This window comes from Myxococcus dinghuensis (genome assembly GCF_024198235.1).
Lineage (GTDB): Bacteria > Myxococcota > Myxococcia > Myxococcales > Myxococcaceae > Myxococcus > Myxococcus dinghuensis.
On record NZ_JAKCFB010000003.1, the window covers coordinates 341,979 to 357,880 of the forward strand.

The following is a 15,902-nucleotide window of genomic DNA, read 5'->3' on the forward strand; positions in this document are numbered from 1 at the left end:
CCAATAGACTTGTCTGACATGGAAATCTGGTCTTATCGCCCGCAAGGCAGCGAGCTCGAGCGACACACAGGCGCGAAGTCACTGCCGACACCAGACATCGCCCGTGTCTGCCATTGCATGGCAAAATGCCACGCAGGCCCATTGGAACAGCCCTCAGCGCCGCCGCGCACCGAGCCCCTCGGCCACTCGCCGAAGACATCTCCAGGCACGCCACTGGGGGACGAGCGTGGCGCCCCCACCGCTCGCGGGAGCGCATTCCCCTGCGAGTGCGCCCGAGGGCGATTGTTGGGAGGGAGTCCTCGGGCTAGGAGTCCCCGACGAACAAGGGGGCGTGAATGTCGAGGCGAACAGTCTCCCGGAGGACGTTGCTCCAAGGTGCGTTGGTGGCGGTCGCATTCGATCCCGAGAGCCGGAGCTGGGCCTCCACGGAGGAGGCTGGCACCGTCCCCCTACCGCCACTCGAGGGGGCGTTGCTGCTGGACACGGCTTCGCGGACGGCGGCCGCGGAGGACTTCGGCCACATCCTCCACCACACGCCGTGGGCGGTGCTCGTCCCCGGCTCGGTGGAGGACATCGTGGCCATGGTCCGCTTCGCGCGGCGACAGGGCCTCCGAATCGCCGCCGCTCGGGGCCTCGGGGAAAGCCACAGCACCTTCGGCCAGTCCCAGGTGGCGGCGGGCATCGTCATCGACATGTCCACGCTGTCGACCCTCCACGAGCTCGACGAGGACAGCGCCTGGGTGGATGCGGGCGTCCGGTGGCACGAATTGCTCCAGGCGTCGCTTCCCCACGGCAAGAGTCCGCCGGTGCTGACCGACTACATCGAGCTGAGCATCGGTGGGACGCTCTCGGCGGGGGGCATCGGCGGGCAGGCGTTCCGCTGGGGCCTCCAGGTGGACAACGTCCTGGAGATGGACGTCGTCACGGGGCGGGGTGAGCTCGTGCGGTGCTCGCGCCGGCGTGAGCGTCCCCTCTTCGACGCCGTGCGCTCGGGCCTGGGCCAGTTCGGCATCATCGTGCGAGCGAGGGTGCGGCTCGTCGACGTGCCGCCCCGCGCTCGGACGTATACCGCGCGGTACGAAGACCTCCATCGCTTCATGGCGGACCAGCGGCGGCTCATCGAGGACGGTCGCTTCGACTACGTCGAGGGCTCCGCCGTCACCACCGGTGGAGGCCGGGCGTATCAGCTCGAGGTGGTGAAGTACTTCACCCCGGGCGCGGAGCCGCACGATGCGAGACTGCTCGCGGGCCTGGGCTACCAGCCGGGAACGCTCCAGGTGAGCGACGGCAGCTACTTCGACTTCGCCAATCGGCTCGCGCCGCTGGTCGAGCTGCTCAAGCAACTCGGCATCTGGGGCTTCCCCCACCCCTGGCTGGACATGTTCGTCCCCGCCCGTTGCGCCGAGTCCTTCGTCCAGGAGGTCCTCTCCCAGACCACCGAGGCCGACATGGGACAGGGGCCCATCCTCCTCTATCCCTTCCGGTCCTCGGAGCTGACGACGCCCTTCCTGCGCACGCCCAACGACAGACACGTCTTCCTCTTCTCGCTGCTGCGCACCGCCATTCCTCCGACGCCGGAGAACGTCGCCGCCCTCGTCCGGAAGAACCGCGCCATCTTCGACCGGCTCACGGCCATCGGCGGGAAGCTCTATCCCGTGGATGCCGTGCCACTGAGCCCCGCCGACTGGCGCCGCCACTTCCACCCGGACTGGGGGCGGTTCGAGCACGCGAAGCGGCGCTACGACCCGGACCGCCTCCTCACCCCCGGCCAGGGCATCTTCTGAGCGACGCTCCCCAGGAGGGGCCTCCTCAGGCTCGGCGCCTGGTCCATGGGCGTCGCGCTGAGGCCGCTACGCCACCTCTCGCTCGCGCCTGCGGTTCACGGTGGACCCTCGGACGACTCGGGCTTCGCCGCCGGCGCGCGCCAAGGGTGAGGTCGCGCGGGGCTTCGTTCGGAGCGCCGTGACCTCCCCTGGCGGGCGGGGGCCCCGAGCCACGGTGAAGCCCGGAGCGTGGCTCCCTGGCCACACGCAAGGCCGGTCCATGCCTTGCAATCTCCCAGCGCACAGGTCGCGACCGAGCCGTCGCGCGGGAGAACAAGGTCATGTGGATGACGCGGGGTTGGAAGGTGGCTGTGCTGTGTGGCGCGCTGGCCGCGCCGTTCGCCGTGGCGAAGCCGACCGCCGTCGAAGCGGAGCCTCCCACCGACACGGACGTGCGGGAGCCCGCGCTCGAGGCCCCGGAGGGGTTCGTGCAGCTGTTCGACGGCGCCCCGGACGACGACCTGGCGCTCCCACGCCTGCGGCACGTGGAGCCGGTCGCCTGCCAGGTCGCTCCCCAGGACCGGCTCTGGGTCGCCAGCACGGAGCAGTGCGGCGAGACGGAGTGCGTGCAGCACGTGACGGTCTGGGTGGGCTCGTGGACCGTGGAGGACGCCGAGGTCGACGTCCAGTGCGACGCGGAGCACGTCGTCCTCTCCACCCATGACTGGCGCCTGGTGCTCGTGCCGGATGGCAAGGGCGACTACGACGTCGAGGAGACCACGCTCGACGTCGAGGCGGCGATGGCCCCCGTCGCCGGGGGATGAACCACGCTACGGACCGATGCGGCGAAGGATGAGGATGGGGCCGTCGTCCAGGCGCCGGTCGCGCAGGTCGATCTCACAGTCGAGCATCCAGTCGCCGTGGCCCTCCGGGTCCATGATGCGCTGCTGGACCTCCCACAGCCGCGGCCCGGACTCCTTGAGGAACGTGTTGGCGGGCCTGCGGGCCTGGGGCGTGAGCACCACCACCTTGTGCTCCTCGTGGTACGGCACCATGGCCTGCTCCAGCTTGGGCGCGGTCCACTCGCCCAGCGGGTTGTCCAGCAGCGCCAGCGCGTCCATGTAGCGCTTCTGCCCCAGGGCGCGCAGCAGCCGGTGCAGCTCCTCGCGCACGCGGGCCGCGAAGGCGCGCGGGTCCTCCGTGAGCTCCTTCGGCTTGAGCTCCACCACCGGCTTCGCCTCGACGACGGCGCCCGGGTTGCGCATGCGCTCCCACTCGTCGAGCAGGCTGGAGTCCACCTGCCGCAGCGTGGCGCGCAGGTGGTCGATGAAGTCCTCCACCTCCTCCGTGCGGAAGCGCTCCGGCACCGTCTGCGCCAGCGTCTTGTAGACGTCGCTCACGTAGCGCAGGAGCACGCCCTCGCTGCGCTGCAGGCCGTACTCACGCACGAAGTCGTGGAAGGACATGAAGCGCTCGAACATGTCCCGCACCACCGACTTGGGGCGGATGTTCTCCTCGCCCACCCAGGGGTGCTTCTGCGCGAACTTGTTGAACGTCCCGTAGATGAAGTCGCGGTTGGGCTTGGGCCACTCCAGCTTCTCCAGCTCCTCCATCCGGTCGTCGTACTCCATGCCCTGCGCCTTCAACTCCTGGATCTTCTCCCCCTTGAGCTGGCTGAGCTGCGCGTACAGCACCACCTCCGGGTTCTCCAGGATGGACTCCACCAGCGTCACCACGTCCAGCGCATAGGTGTCCGTCGTGGGGTCCAGCAGCTCCAGCGTCTCCAGCAGGTACAGCGACAGGGTGTGGTTGAGGCTGAAGTCGTGCTGGAGCTCCTGCGAGACCTTCACCGAGGCCCCGGCGCTCCCCTCGCCCCGCACCACCTCCACGATGCCCGCCGCGCGCAGTGTGCGGAAGTCGCGGGCGGCCTCCTTCAGGTGGCGGCGCTTGAGGAAGTCCGAGTCGTGGCAGCGCTGCACCAGCTCCACCAGCCGGCGGTAGCCCCCCGTGCCCCGGACGTGGTCGCTCTGCAGCAGGTTGAGGATCATCCCGTGCGACACCGCGAAGCGCGACTCGAGCGGCTCGGGCATGCCCGTCTGGAGCCGCTCGAAGGTGCTGCGGTCGTACTGGACGAAGTTCTTCTGCGGCGGCTTGGCCTTGGGTGCCTTCTTCTTGCCGGCGGCCTCCTTCGCCGCCTGCTTGATGTTCTCGACGACGTACTCGGGCGCCTGGGCGACGACGCTGCCCTCGTTGTCGAAGCCCTTGCGGCCCGCGCGGCCGGCGATCTGCTGGAAGTCGCGCACGCTCAGCGTGGCCAGCTTCTCGCCGTTGAACTTGAACAACTGGGTGAAGAGCACGGTGCGGATGGGGATGTTGACGCCCACGCCCAGCGTGTCCGTGCCGCTGATGACCTTGAGGTGGCCGCCCTGCGCCAGCTTCTCCACCAGCAGGCGGTACTTGGGCAGCAGGCCGGCGTGGTGCATGCCGATGCCGTGGCGCAGGTAGCGCTGGAAGTCCTTGCCGTACGGCGTGTCGAAGGGCGCGTCCATCAGCGCGACGCGGATGGCCTCCTTCTCCTCCTTGGTGGAGAAGTCCACGCTCATGAGGTTCTGCGCCTGCTCCGCGGCGGCGCGCTGCGTGAAGTTGACCAGGTAGATGGGGTACTTCTTGCGCGCGACCAGGTCCTCGATGGTCTCGTGGAGCGCGCTCTCCCGGTAGTCGAAGTCCAGCGGCACCGGGCGCTGCGCGCTGCGCACCGTGGCGACCTCGCGGCCGGTGAGCTTCTGGAGGCTCTCCTCGATGATGTGGGTGGGGCCGAGCGTGGCCGACATCAGCAGGAACGTCGTCCGCGGCAGCGCGATGAGCGGCAGCTGCCAGGCCACGCCGCGATCCCGGTCGGAGTAGTAGTGGAACTCGTCCATGACGACGTAGTCCACCCGGGCGCCCGCGTCGCGCAGGGCGAGGTTGGAGAGGATCTCCGCGGTGCAGCAGATGATGGGCGCGTCGCGGTTGATGCTGGCGTCGCCGGTGAGCATGCCCACGTTCTCCGCGCCGAAGGCGTCACACAGCGCGAAGAACTTCTCGTTGACCAGCGCCTTGATGGGGCACGTGTAGAAGGAGACCTTGCCCTCGGCCATGGCCTTGAAGTGCAGCGCCAGGGCCACCATGGACTTGCCGGAGCCCGTGGGCGTCTTCAGGAACAGGTGCTTGCCCCCGAGCAACTCCAGGATGGCCTCCTCCTGCGCGGGATAGAGGCTCAGCCCGTTGGCCGCGACGTAGCCGACGAAGCGGTCGAGGATGCCGTCCGCGTCGAGGGGCGGCTCTCCTTTCTTGGGGAGCAGGGCGGCGAGTGGTGCCTGGGACTCGGTGGGTGCCATCACCGGCCGGACTCTAGAGCACCCACCCGCTCCCGTCCGCTGTGAAATCCGGCCCCGCCCCCCGCGCCAAGGTCCAATCCTCGGCGTTGCCACTGCCCGCTCGAACGATGGCGAGCGCATGCCCCGTGCCTACCCTTGGCCCTTCCTTCGACCCCCAAGGAGGCAAACGTGGAGCAGCGCACGTTGCGTCTGGCTTTCCTCGTTGTCTGGGCATTCGCCGTCCCCGCCCGGGCGCAGTCCACCGACCCGGCCGTCTCCGGGAAGTGGTCCGCGGTGCAGAACTGGCCCCATCCCGCCGTGCACACGCACCTGCTGCCCACCGGCAAGGTGATGTGGTTCTCCGAGTTCGCCGACGGGGACAAGCCCCACCTGTGGGACCCGGACACCGACGAGCTCAAGGCGCTCCCCCCCGCCGGCTACAACATCTTCTGCGCGGGACACGCCTTCCTCGCGGACGGGCGGCTGCTGGTGGCCGGAGGCCACATCGCGGACGACTCCGGCCTGCCCTACGCCAGCCTCTACGACCCCTTCAAGAACACCTGGACGCGGCTGCCCAACATGAACGCGGGCCGCTGGTACCCCACCGTCACCACGCTGCCCAGCGGCGACCTGCTGGTGATTGGCGGCGCCAAGGAGGACCGGTCCAAGAACCTGATTCCGCAGATCTGGCAGCCGTCGAAGAACAGCTGGCGCACGCTGACCGGGGCGAGCCTGGAGCTCATGTACTACCCGTGGATGTTCACCACGCCCTCGGGACAGAACCTGATGGCCGGCTACTGGAAGCCCGCGCGCTTCCTCGACGTCGCCGGGGCAGGTTCGTGGAGCACCGGCCCGCGGACCAACTACGCGAGCAGCCGCAACGCGGGCAGCGCGGCGATGTACGACGAAGGCAAGGTCATCCTCACCGGCGGCGACAATCCCCCCACCAACAACGTGGAGGTCATCGACCTGAACGCCGCCAAGCCCGTGTGGCGGACGGTGGCGCCCATGCGCTACGTGCGGCGCCAGCAGAACAGCACGCTGCTGCCCGACGGGACGGTGCTCGTCACCGGCGGCCACAGCGGCCCGGGGACCGACAACCCGAAGTACCCCCGCTACGAGACGGAGCTGTGGGACCCGGTGACGGAGAAGTGGACGGAGCTGGCTCGCGCGTCCGCGTACCGCGGCTACCACTCCACCACCCTGCTGCTGCCGGACGCGCGGGTGCTGTCGGCGGGCGGGCGCGGCGTGAGGACGATGCAGGTCTTCTCCCCGCCCTACCTCTTCAAGGGCGCCCGGCCCACCATCACCGCCGCGCCCACCGCCGTCGACTATGGCGACAGCTTCCGCGTCACCACGCCGGACGCGGCCGCCATCACCAAGGTGGCGTGGATCCGGCTGGGCTCCGTCACCCACGCCTTCGACGAGAACCAGCGCTTCATGCGCCTGCGCTTCACCGCGTCCAACGGAGGGTTGACCCTCACCGCGCCCGCGAACCCCAACCTCGCGCCGCCGGGCCACTACATGCTGTTCCTGCTCAACGCGCGGGGCGTGCCCTCCGTGGCGAAGATCCTCCGCATCGGCGCCTCCGCGATGACGCCGCCCCCCACGCAGCCACCGCCGCAGCCCGGCTTCACCGCCGTCGCCTTCGGCTCCGAGTGGCGCTACGACGACCGCAACGTCGACCCCGGCGCCGACTGGACGTCCCCCACCTTCGACGACTCCACCTGGAAGAAGGGGCCGGCGCAGCTGGGCTTCGGCGAGGACGACGAGCGCACGAAGCTCCTGATGACCACGCCGCGGCAACCGTCGGTGTACTTCCGCCGCGAGTTCGAGCTCCACGGCATGGTGGAGACGGCCCAGCTCCAGGTGATTCACGACGACGGGGTGGCGGTGTTCCTCAACGGCGCGCAGGTGTTCTCCAAGCTGGTGCCCGACCTGGCCCACGCCGCCTATGCCCAGGGCGCCAGCGCCGACAACACCCTCAGCACCACGAGCATCCCAGGCTCCCGCTTCAAGATGGGCAAGAACTCCCTGGCCGTCGTGGTGAAGCAGGCCAACGCCACCTCCTCCGACCTCTCCTTCGACCTGGAGCTCAAGGTGACGACGGACGGCATGCAGCACGACGCCCTCTTCTTCGAGGCGCCCGTGGGCGGCGAGGTCATGCGCCCCGGCAGCGTGCAGATGCTCCAGTGGATGACCCACGGCGCGGGGGTGCAGGCGGTGGAGGTGCAGTTCTCCCCGGATGACGGCGCGACCTGGAAGACGGTCGAGGCCACCGTGGCGAACACGGGGTTCTACGAGTGGACGGTCCCCAACACCCTCACCACGCGGGCGCGGCTGCGCGTCCGGGACGCCGCCCGGCCGGACGTCGCGGACGTCACCGACACCGCCTTCACCATCTCCACCAGCCCGCGCTTCCAGGCCGTCGCCTTCGGTGAATACTGGAAGTTCGACGACCGCGGCGTGGACCCGGGGCCGGGCTGGACCCAGCTCGGCTTCGACGACAAGGAATGGAGGTCGGGCCCGGGCAAGCTCGGCTATGGCGACGGCGACGAGCACACCGTCCTCAACAAGCTGTCCCCCAGCCAACCCAGCGTCTACTTCCGCAAGAAGCTCACGCTGCACGAGCCCATCCGCTCCGCCAACCTCCGCGTGCTGCACGACGACGGCGTGGCCATCTGGGTCAATGGCAAGCCCGTCTACTCGCGCTTCACCGACAATGGCCTCGCCCACGGCGCCTACGCGAGCAACGTCCTCAAGGACCCCGTCACCAGCACCGCCACCCTCGACGGCGCCCCCTTCGTCGTCGGCGAGAACCTCATCGCGGTGATGGTGAAGCAGGGGAACGCCGCCTCCAGCGACGTGTCCTTCGACCTCGAACTGAATCTCGAGACGAAGTAGCGCGCCTCACCCCGCACGCCGCTCCAACCACCCTTTGGGGCAGGGAGGTTGATGTAGGCCTGCCCCGTTACAACCATGGCTCCTGCGGTGGATGGTCCAATGAAGGGGGCAGTCATGGAGAAGGATTGGGCGGGAAGAGCACTCTTGCGGCTTGCGTGCGTGGCACTCACCTGGGGCGGCCTCGTCGCCTGTGGCTCGGAGACAGCCGAAGAGCCCCAGGCGGAGCCGTGGGAGCGCGAGGCCTTGGGGACACGTTCCGGGCGACTGGCGCCGGCGTTCACCACGGACCTGTTCTACGAACACTGCCCCGAGTTGGAGGACGCGACGGGGACCACGCTGTACGTGGCGAGCTCGGGCCCCCGGAACCGCACGCGGCCCCTGGGGAGCAACGAGAACCCCTACCGCACCATCACCGAGGCGGTGAAGGTCGCGCAGCCCGGCAACACCATCCTCGTGCGCCCGGGGAACTACCCCGAGCAGGTCGCCATCACCCCCGAGAAGGGCGCCCGTCCCGGCACGCCGTCCGCGCCCATCGTCCTGCGCGGGGTGCCGACCTCCACCCGGCCTCGCATCCTCCCCACCGCCGCCAACGTGGGCAGCCTGGTGATGGTGAGCCAACCGAACTGGATCCTCCAGCACCTCGAGGTGGACATCCAGGCCCGCCCCTCCTTCGGCGTCCTCTTCGAGACACGAACCACCTGCTCGCAGCTCCACGACGCCGTCATCCACGGCGGTCGGGCCGGCGGCGGTGTCGTCATCAGCTACGCGGAGTTCGTGCTCGTCAACGACACGGAGATCTACGACTTCAGCAAGACCAACACGGACTCGCACGGCATCGCGGTGCGGGGCGTGTCCCGCGGCATCTTCATCACGGAGAACAACATCCACGACGTCTCCGGGGACTGCGTGCAGTGCCAGTCCGACGGCGGCCGGCCCTCCACGCTGCTCATCGAACGCAACCGGCTGCATGCCGCGGGCGAGAACGGCGTCGACATCAAGGCGTGCGAAGACGTCCTCGTCCACCTCAACGCCATCTACGACTTCCCCAACGTCGCGGCCTATCCGTGGCAGGCCACCACGTCCGCGGGCGAGGCGGTCCTCGTCCACGAGAACGCCACCCAGGTGCAGATCATCTCCAATGAGATCGCCAACGCCGGCCGGGGCGTGTCCATCGGCGGGAACAACGACATCGACATCCCCGTCAATGTGCAGATCGAGGACAACTACATCCACGACATCTTCGACTACGCGCAGCGCAGCAACGGGCAGGGCATCCGCATCGTGAAGGCGGAGGGCGCGCACATCATCGGCAATACGATTGCGCGGACCCACGACGCGGGCTTGCGGCTGGCGGCGGACGAGCCCAACACCGTCTCCGGGATGCGCGTCTACGACAATGTCCTGCGCGACATGCGGCTGTTCGTGCGGCTGGGCGCCAACAACCGCCGCCCGGGCGTGGGCATGGACCGCAACCGCTACGAGGGCGCCACCGGGAACTTCACCCTCACCAACCAGCTCTGGGAGGGTGACTACAACACCTGGCGCACCCTGCTGGCCCCCTCGGCCCTGGACCAGTCCTCCACCCGGAGCTTCACGCCCACCCGCAGCGGAACTCCCCGGGGCGTGCCGACGATGACGCGCTAGCAGGCGACCCGCCCTGCTGCCGGGTGCCCGTCCCCCGGCCTTCGTGGCTCGCCGCGCGCCGGCGGGCCGCAGGCGCTGCGGGCCGCGCCTCCACCCACGCAAACCCTGCAGCCACCACCGCCCCATCCCCAGGGAATCCGCTGGGTTGCCCATGGCAGGGGCGATGCATTCCCTCGGGTCGAACACCCCAGCCTCCGACGCGGGGGCAAGACCCGAGGCGACGATGAAGCGCGCACTGCAAATCACCTATCGGCGCATGGCGACGAGCGAGGCCCTGAACGAGCACATCCGAGACCACGCGGAGAAGCTCGAGCAGTTCTTCGACGGCATCGTGGGCTGCCACGTGGTGGTGGACGAGCCTCACCGGCACAAGCAGCACGGCAAGCAGTTCCGGGTGCGGGTGGACCTGCACGTCCCCGGAAAGGACATCACGGCGGACGGGGAGCCGGGAGACGCGACGAGCCACGAGGACCCCTACCTCGCGGTGACGGACGCCTTCGAGGCCGCGCGGCGTCAGCTCCAGCACTACGCGGACGGGTTGCACGCGCATCATCGTCCGTGAAGGCACGCGGTCCTTCACCAGGGCCCGCGGATGTCCCGACCGGGCAGCGGCGGTCGACGCTGCCCGGTGCCTCCCGGCGGTCGTGACAAGCCGGGGTGAAGCAACGAGACTCCCTCGGGCATCAGGCCCCGAGGGACTCACGCATGACGGTGCGGCAAGACAACGAAGCGACACTGGCCCTGCGCTCCATCTGCAGCAGCAAGGCGCGCTGGCACGCGGAACTCGACGCGGAGGCCGTCCGGCGCTGGGTGTCCCAGGGCGCGGACGTGAGCGCCCCCGGCGAGCACGGCATGACGGCCCTCCACCTCGCCGTCCGCCCGCCCTCCTCGAAGAGTGAGCCCCTGCCGAGCCTGGAGGTCGCCCAGGCGCTGGTCGACGCCGGCGCCGACGTGAACGCCCGCGACGTCCACCAACGGACACCCTTGCTGTGCGCCTCCACGGTCGAGGACGAGGGGCCAGGCGAAGCCCGGGCGATGGAGCTCATCCGCCTGCTGCGCGCCGCCGGCGCGACGGCCCCCTCCGACGTGAAGGACGCGCGCGGGGGCGCGTTCACTCCGGCCTCCGCGCGCCTCCTGAAGGAGGTCCTCGAGGCGGGCGCGGTCGTGGATGCCCGGGATGCCCAGGGACGGACGCCCCTGCACCGCGTCGCGAACCTCGGTCACGACGCCCAGGTCCGGCTCCTGCTGGAGCGAGGCGCGGACGTCAACGCCATCGACGGGCTCGGCCGGACGCCGCTCGGGGTGGCCTTGCGGGAAATGGGCAAGCCCTGGGTCGCGCACAATCAGCGCACGCCGGGCTTCAACCGGGCGATCCAGGCGCTGGAGGGCGCGGGCGGCAAGCCGAGCGTCCCCTTCCCCTGGAGCGAGGACCCCTTCGCGCCCTTCCCCATCGACGCCGCGGCCGTTCGCGCCGAGCTCGGCGCCGCGACGCTGTCCTTCTCCCACGCGTTCGACTCCGCCCAGGAGATCGCCACCGGCCTGCATGGCTACGGAGACCCGTCGAGTTCGTTGGACATGCTCCGGCGGGTGGCCAGCGCGCTGGGCGTGGCGCCACGCACGGTGCGATTGAAGGGCGCACAGGACCTGAGGGCCCCGTTCTTCCATCACGGCGACCTGGAGGTGGACGGAGACCTCGACCTCCTCGCCCCATTCGCGGTGACGGGCTCCGTCACCGTGCGCGGCGTGGTGAAGGACTGGGCGAACGGCTCGCTCGTCGTCATCCTGGGAGACCTGCGCTGCCACGGCCTCTTCACGGACTGCGAGTTCACCGTCGGGGGGGACATCCACGCGCGGGACGTCGTGCTCGGCTACTACAACGACCACATCCTCGCCGCGGAGCGCATCCGGGCCCGGGTCGTCATCGAGGACGACCACTGCGTCCTCGCCACCGTCGAGGCAGACCACCACTTCGACCTGGACACGTACCAGTGCGGCGAGGACGTCGCGGAGCGGCTCGAGCAGCTCTTCACCCCGGAGTGCTTCCGGGAGCAGGAACCGGCCGGGGATGGCGAGGAGGCGGAGCCGGCGCGGCTCGACAACCACGCCCTCTTCCATCGCATCCGCAAGGGCCTGCCCATCTTCCGGTGACGGCCCGGCCCTCCCCGCCCGACGCGCGCCGGGCGGGGGGAAGCGGACGCGGGTGAGGCTCAGCGACCGTCGTGGTAGCAGAAGCCGTAGCCGCGATCCCCGCCGCCACCGACCAGCGGGTAGTAGATGTAGCCCAGCTCCTCGCCGGGGCCACAGTCCGAGCGGGCGCGCGCATAGCGGTGGCAGGTCGCGCCCTGCGGGCCCGCGGCGCCGTCCGGATCGAAGCACGTCCCACGGGCGCCCTCGACGCCGCAGAACTCGGTGAAGGACTGGCTGCACGGCTCGCCGATGAGCGCCGTGTCGAACGCGAAGCCGAACGGCTCGAGGACGGCCTGCTCGATGCACAAGCCGTAGACACCGCAGATGGTGCCCGAGGGGCAGCCCGGGTTGGCGGCCATGTAGTCACACGTCTTGAGGCACTGGGCGTCGTCGCTCACCAGGTCGGTACAGGCGAAGCCCTGCTTGCAGTCCGTGGTGGCGAGGGCGTACTCGCCGTCGCCCGGCGTGGCGGTACACGCCTCGCCCTGCGTCTTGGTCCCCAGCGCGCGCTGGAGGGTGCCGTCGGTGGCCGCGTAGTCGTCGGCGACACACGCGGTGCCCGGCAGGTTCGACGTCAGCGAGCCCTGGCGCGGATCACACCCGCCGGGACGCACGGTGTTCCACGTCGCGAAGCGGATCCACCGGCACTCGCCGCCCGGCACCACCGCGGAGCCCGTGTAGGGACCGGACGTGGGAGTGGCCACCACGGACTCGCGCAGCACCACGTTCGACAGCGCGCCAATGGTCTGCTGCGCCGAGACCTGCAGCGCGAGCAGCAGCGCGCCCGACTCCGCGACGAACAGCTTCTGCGCGGACGTGCCGATGTCCTGGTAGCCGACGACACACTGGTCGCAGGTGAAGGTGTTGGCCCCACCCTGGGCCAGGTCATACAGGCCCGGGTGCGTCTTCATGTCCAGGCGGATGCGGACTTCGTCCCGCGTCGCGTTGCCGCCGAAGTTCACGAGGTCGCCACGGAACGTCGGCTGACGCTCGTACTGCACCGGCGTCAGCTCGATGCCGTTGTACAGCTCCCCCATCGAGACCTCCGTGCAGCCCGCAGGAGGATTCAGGAAGCGCGCCTCCTGCTCGACCGCGGAGATCTCCGCCTGCTCCGGCGCCGGAGCGGGCGCCGGCTCCTTCGCCTCCTGACCACAGCCCACGAGCCCCGTGAGGAGCACCACACCCCATCCCAAACCGTTCACCGACTTCATCTTCCACTCTCCGTTGCATGCGGCCACGCCCCACGGCGCGGCCCCCAGGCGACCCTGGTGACGTTGGATTTGATGCAGTCGAGTGACAGATGCACCCACATCCGCATTACCGGCCCGACGGACGCGAGGCTCCTCGGCACGGGGTGCCGCCCGACCTGCACACCCGCTGAACGGAAATCCCGGAGAAATGTCGCAAACACGCACACGCGAAAATTCGCGTATCGGAGGTGCGCGCAATGATGCGTGCGGGCGGCGCGCCGGTCACGTCGAGGATGCCCGGTAGGCGTCGAAGGACCGGGTCGCGGAGGGCTGGAGCTGGAGCCGCGGCATCCCCGAGCCCACGTCGAAGCGGACGACGTCGAGGAGGAAGCAGGCGTTGTCGTGCGTGCGCGACCAGCCCTCCGACCCGGGGATGCGCAGAGGAGGATGGAAGGGCCGGAATGGGAGCACGGGCACGAGGTAGAGCCCGCGCGCGTCGCCGCCTACGACGAGACACGACCGGTAGTCGATCCATCCGACCCGGCCCCAGCCCCCCGCGCCGCAACGAGGCTGGCGCCGGGCCAGGCGGCTCCAACCACTCGCTCTGGACAGGACGAACGCGACGAGGAGGATGGAGCCCACGAGCAGCGCCGCGAGGCCCCAGCGCATCCACGACTCATCGATGGTGAACCGGCGTTCATCGACCGGGAGGAACCCCCACCCCGGCGAGCTTCCAGCCTTCGTCCGGTGCCGGATGGACGGAGTTGTCGTCCGCCCCGGGCCGGCCCAGCCCGCGTTGCACCGCCGGAGCGGAGGCGTTCACCGGGCCCACATAGAAGACGCCGTGGTAGCCGTCGGCGCTCCTCGACTCCCACGTGTGGACGAAGAAGCGATTGCCGTTGTCCTTGCCCTTCGCGTCGCGAACGCCGCAGTCCAGCCGGTCCTTCACACCCTGGTCGTCCACGGCGCAGATCCACGCCGAGCCGCTGTCGTACGCCATGTCCAGCGACACCACCTCGTCCAGCCGGTCATCCAGCAGCAGCCCCATGGGGCGGTAGGCCTTGTCCCAGGGAAGCCCCTTGCGGGTCCGGGAGTGGATGTTGCCGGACAGGACCACGTAGAAGCGCTCCGGCGCGGACTCCACCTGGTGGGCCACCGTCGCCGCCATCGCGACCTCTCGCTGCTGGCCGTTGTCCTTCGGGTGGTCGAACACGAAGACGTCCACGTCGACGCCGCGCGAGCGCAGCACCCGCAACTGCTCCAGCATGTTCGCCACGGCCTCACTGCCGCGACCATCCGGGAAGGGATTGCGCCAGAAGGGAGCGTCCATCAACTTCAACCAGTCCTCCTCCGTGCCCGCGCTGTCCACGAAGGTGTCCAGACGTGCCTGGCTCTCCAGGGGCAGCTCCAGCCCGACCGTCACCGGAGTTCCGGCCACCGCCGCCTGACAGGCGGCCTGCGCCACGAAGCGCGGGACCTCGCGTGTGCCGTGCAGCTCCCCCAGGAGCATCACCCGCCCGGGCTTCACCTGCTTGCCCAGCCCGAGGATGGGAAGCCCGCACTCCACCGCGGCCTGGGATGGCGCCTCCTTCGCCGTCGGCGCCTTGGCCACCTGTACCGGCTTGGGCGCGTTCTCCTCCTTCGCCAGACGCGGCGACAGGTCGCGGAACACGCGCCACTCCATCAACAGGTCTCGCTGCCCCTGGGCGGACTCCATGAAGAAGGAGGTCTCGCCCTTGGGCGAGTCGATGACCGCCTCCCAGTCATCCGGAGACGTGATGGGTTGACTGAAGCCGGCCTCGGTGGTCGGCGTTTCGGCGGAACAACCACCGCCCCCCATCCCCCCCTTCTTCTCCACGCACAGCGCCCGGGTGGTGCTCCAGTCCAGCTCCTTGCCCGGCTCGGACAGCGCCTTGTTCTGGCTCTTGGTGATGCGGAAGATCTGCAGCTTGCTGGACGTGGGCGTCTCCCGGCGACCCACGACCATGTAGCGGTGCCAGAAGCCCGACACCTTCGAACCGCCGAACTCCTGCCGCCACTCGGTCTGAAGGACCCTGCTGCCCTCATCCTCGCGGAAGGGCAGCTCGTTCCGGGTGAAGAAGCCCCGGACCTCCGGCCACATCTCCTCGAGCGGTCGGTCGTAGATCGCCTCCCGATCCGGATACGACAGGTCGTTGCGATGGGCCGCACATCCCATCAAGGCCAGGCACGACATCAAGGACACCCACAGGCGCATCGTTCCTCCACGGGTCGGACGACGTCATGGGTAACGATGCAACCCAGGCGGGATATCGCGGGCCATGTCTCGTTCCGAGGGCATGGCCCGTTCGCGCTCGGAGCCGTCTCACGGCGGGGGGCTCACGCCGGCCACCCGCCGGGCCGGCCCCACCTCAGCGCGCGGTGCCCTGGCACCAGCCGAAGCTGCTGCAGGTGCGGCGGCCGTCACACTGACACGAGGAGTTGCAGCGATTGGGGCCCTGGGGATTCCAGGCCTCGTTCCAGTAGTACTGCGGACTGGTGCAACTCACCGGCGGCCGCGCGACGCCTTGGCACCAGCCGAAGCTGCTGCAGGTGCGCATGCCGTCGCAGTCACAGGAGTTGGAGCAACGGTTCGGCCCCCGAGGATTGCGGGCCTCGTCATGGTAGTAGTTGTAGGCCTTGCAGTTCTGGAGTTCCTGCTCGGAGACCTCCAGCGACGCCTCCTCCGGCAGGGAGGACTCGAGCCCCTCGCTCCCCGCCTCGGGAGCCCCGGCGCCACACCCCGCGCCGAGCACCAGGGACAACGACGTCAACGACAGCACCATGCACTGGACGACGAAACGACGAAAAGCCACGGCAACCCCCAATGGAATACAGAC

Annotated in this window: 11 protein-coding genes; 6 read left to right on the top strand and 5 right to left on the bottom strand. The window is 69.6% G+C overall.

Annotated features, from left to right (window positions below; genetic code table 11):
• The first annotated feature begins 383 nt into the window (after positions 1–383).
• The gene (locus tag LZ198_RS06350) at positions 384–1,784 is read left to right on the top strand and encodes an FAD-binding protein (protein WP_253970974.1); all 1,401 of its coding nucleotides are present in this window, start codon (positions 384–386) and stop codon (positions 1,782–1,784) included.
• A gap of 320 nt (positions 1,785–2,104) precedes the next feature.
• Entirely contained in the window at positions 2,105–2,587 is a 483-nt protein-coding gene (locus LZ198_RS06355) for a hypothetical protein (RefSeq protein ID WP_253970975.1), read from the top strand.
• Positions 2,588–2,593: 6 nt separating this feature from the next.
• On the opposite strand, the gene LZ198_RS06360 is transcribed toward LZ198_RS06355, so the two are convergent.
• The gene (locus tag LZ198_RS06360) at positions 2,594–5,140 is read right to left on the bottom strand and encodes a DEAD/DEAH box helicase (protein WP_253970976.1); all 2,547 of its coding nucleotides are present in this window, start codon (positions 5,138–5,140) and stop codon (positions 2,594–2,596) included.
• 168 nt (positions 5,141–5,308) lie between these two features.
• Between LZ198_RS06360 and LZ198_RS06365 the strand changes: the two genes are divergently transcribed.
• From LZ198_RS06365 to LZ198_RS06380, 4 genes are all read left to right on the top strand, one after another.
• Entirely contained in the window at positions 5,309–8,023 is a 2,715-nt protein-coding gene (locus LZ198_RS06365; RefSeq protein ID WP_253970977.1) for a galactose oxidase-like domain-containing protein, read from the top strand.
• A 243-nt stretch (positions 8,024–8,266) separates the two neighbouring features.
• The gene (locus LZ198_RS06370; protein WP_253970978.1) at positions 8,267–9,667 is read left to right on the top strand and encodes a right-handed parallel beta-helix repeat-containing protein; all 1,401 of its coding nucleotides are present in this window, start codon (positions 8,267–8,269) and stop codon (positions 9,665–9,667) included.
• 223 nt (positions 9,668–9,890) lie between these two features.
• Positions 9,891–10,229 (top strand): HPF/RaiA family ribosome-associated protein, encoded by a 339-nt coding sequence (locus LZ198_RS06375; RefSeq protein ID WP_253970979.1) that lies wholly within the window; start codon positions 9,891–9,893, stop codon positions 10,227–10,229.
• A gap of 143 nt (positions 10,230–10,372) precedes the next feature.
• Positions 10,373–11,815, top strand: coding sequence for an ankyrin repeat domain-containing protein (locus LZ198_RS06380; RefSeq protein ID WP_253970980.1), 1,443 nt, complete (start codon positions 10,373–10,375; stop codon positions 11,813–11,815).
• 59 nt (positions 11,816–11,874) lie between these two features.
• Here the strand turns inward: LZ198_RS06380 and LZ198_RS06385 are convergent, their stop codons facing one another.
• The 4 genes from LZ198_RS06385 to LZ198_RS06400 all read right to left on the bottom strand — a co-directional run bounded on the left by LZ198_RS06385 (position 11,875) and on the right by LZ198_RS06400 (position 15,878).
• On the bottom strand, positions 11,875–13,065 hold the full coding sequence (locus LZ198_RS06385) for a hypothetical protein (protein ID WP_253970981.1): 1,191 nt from the start codon (positions 13,063–13,065) through the stop codon (positions 11,875–11,877).
• 261 nt (positions 13,066–13,326) lie between these two features.
• A complete protein-coding gene (locus LZ198_RS06390) occupies positions 13,327–13,713 on the bottom strand; it encodes a hypothetical protein (protein WP_253970982.1) in 387 nt (128 codons plus the stop codon).
• Between the two features lie 28 nt (positions 13,714–13,741).
• Positions 13,742–15,280, bottom strand: a complete 1,539-nt coding sequence (locus LZ198_RS06395) for a TraB/GumN family protein (RefSeq protein WP_253970983.1) — start codon at positions 15,278–15,280, stop codon at positions 13,742–13,744.
• 154 nt (positions 15,281–15,434) lie between these two features.
• Positions 15,435–15,878 carry a hypothetical protein gene (locus tag LZ198_RS06400; RefSeq protein ID WP_253970984.1) on the bottom strand — a complete coding sequence of 148 codons (444 nt, stop codon included), beginning with the start codon at positions 15,876–15,878 and terminating at the stop codon, positions 15,435–15,437.
• Positions 15,879–15,902 lie beyond the last annotated feature (24 nt).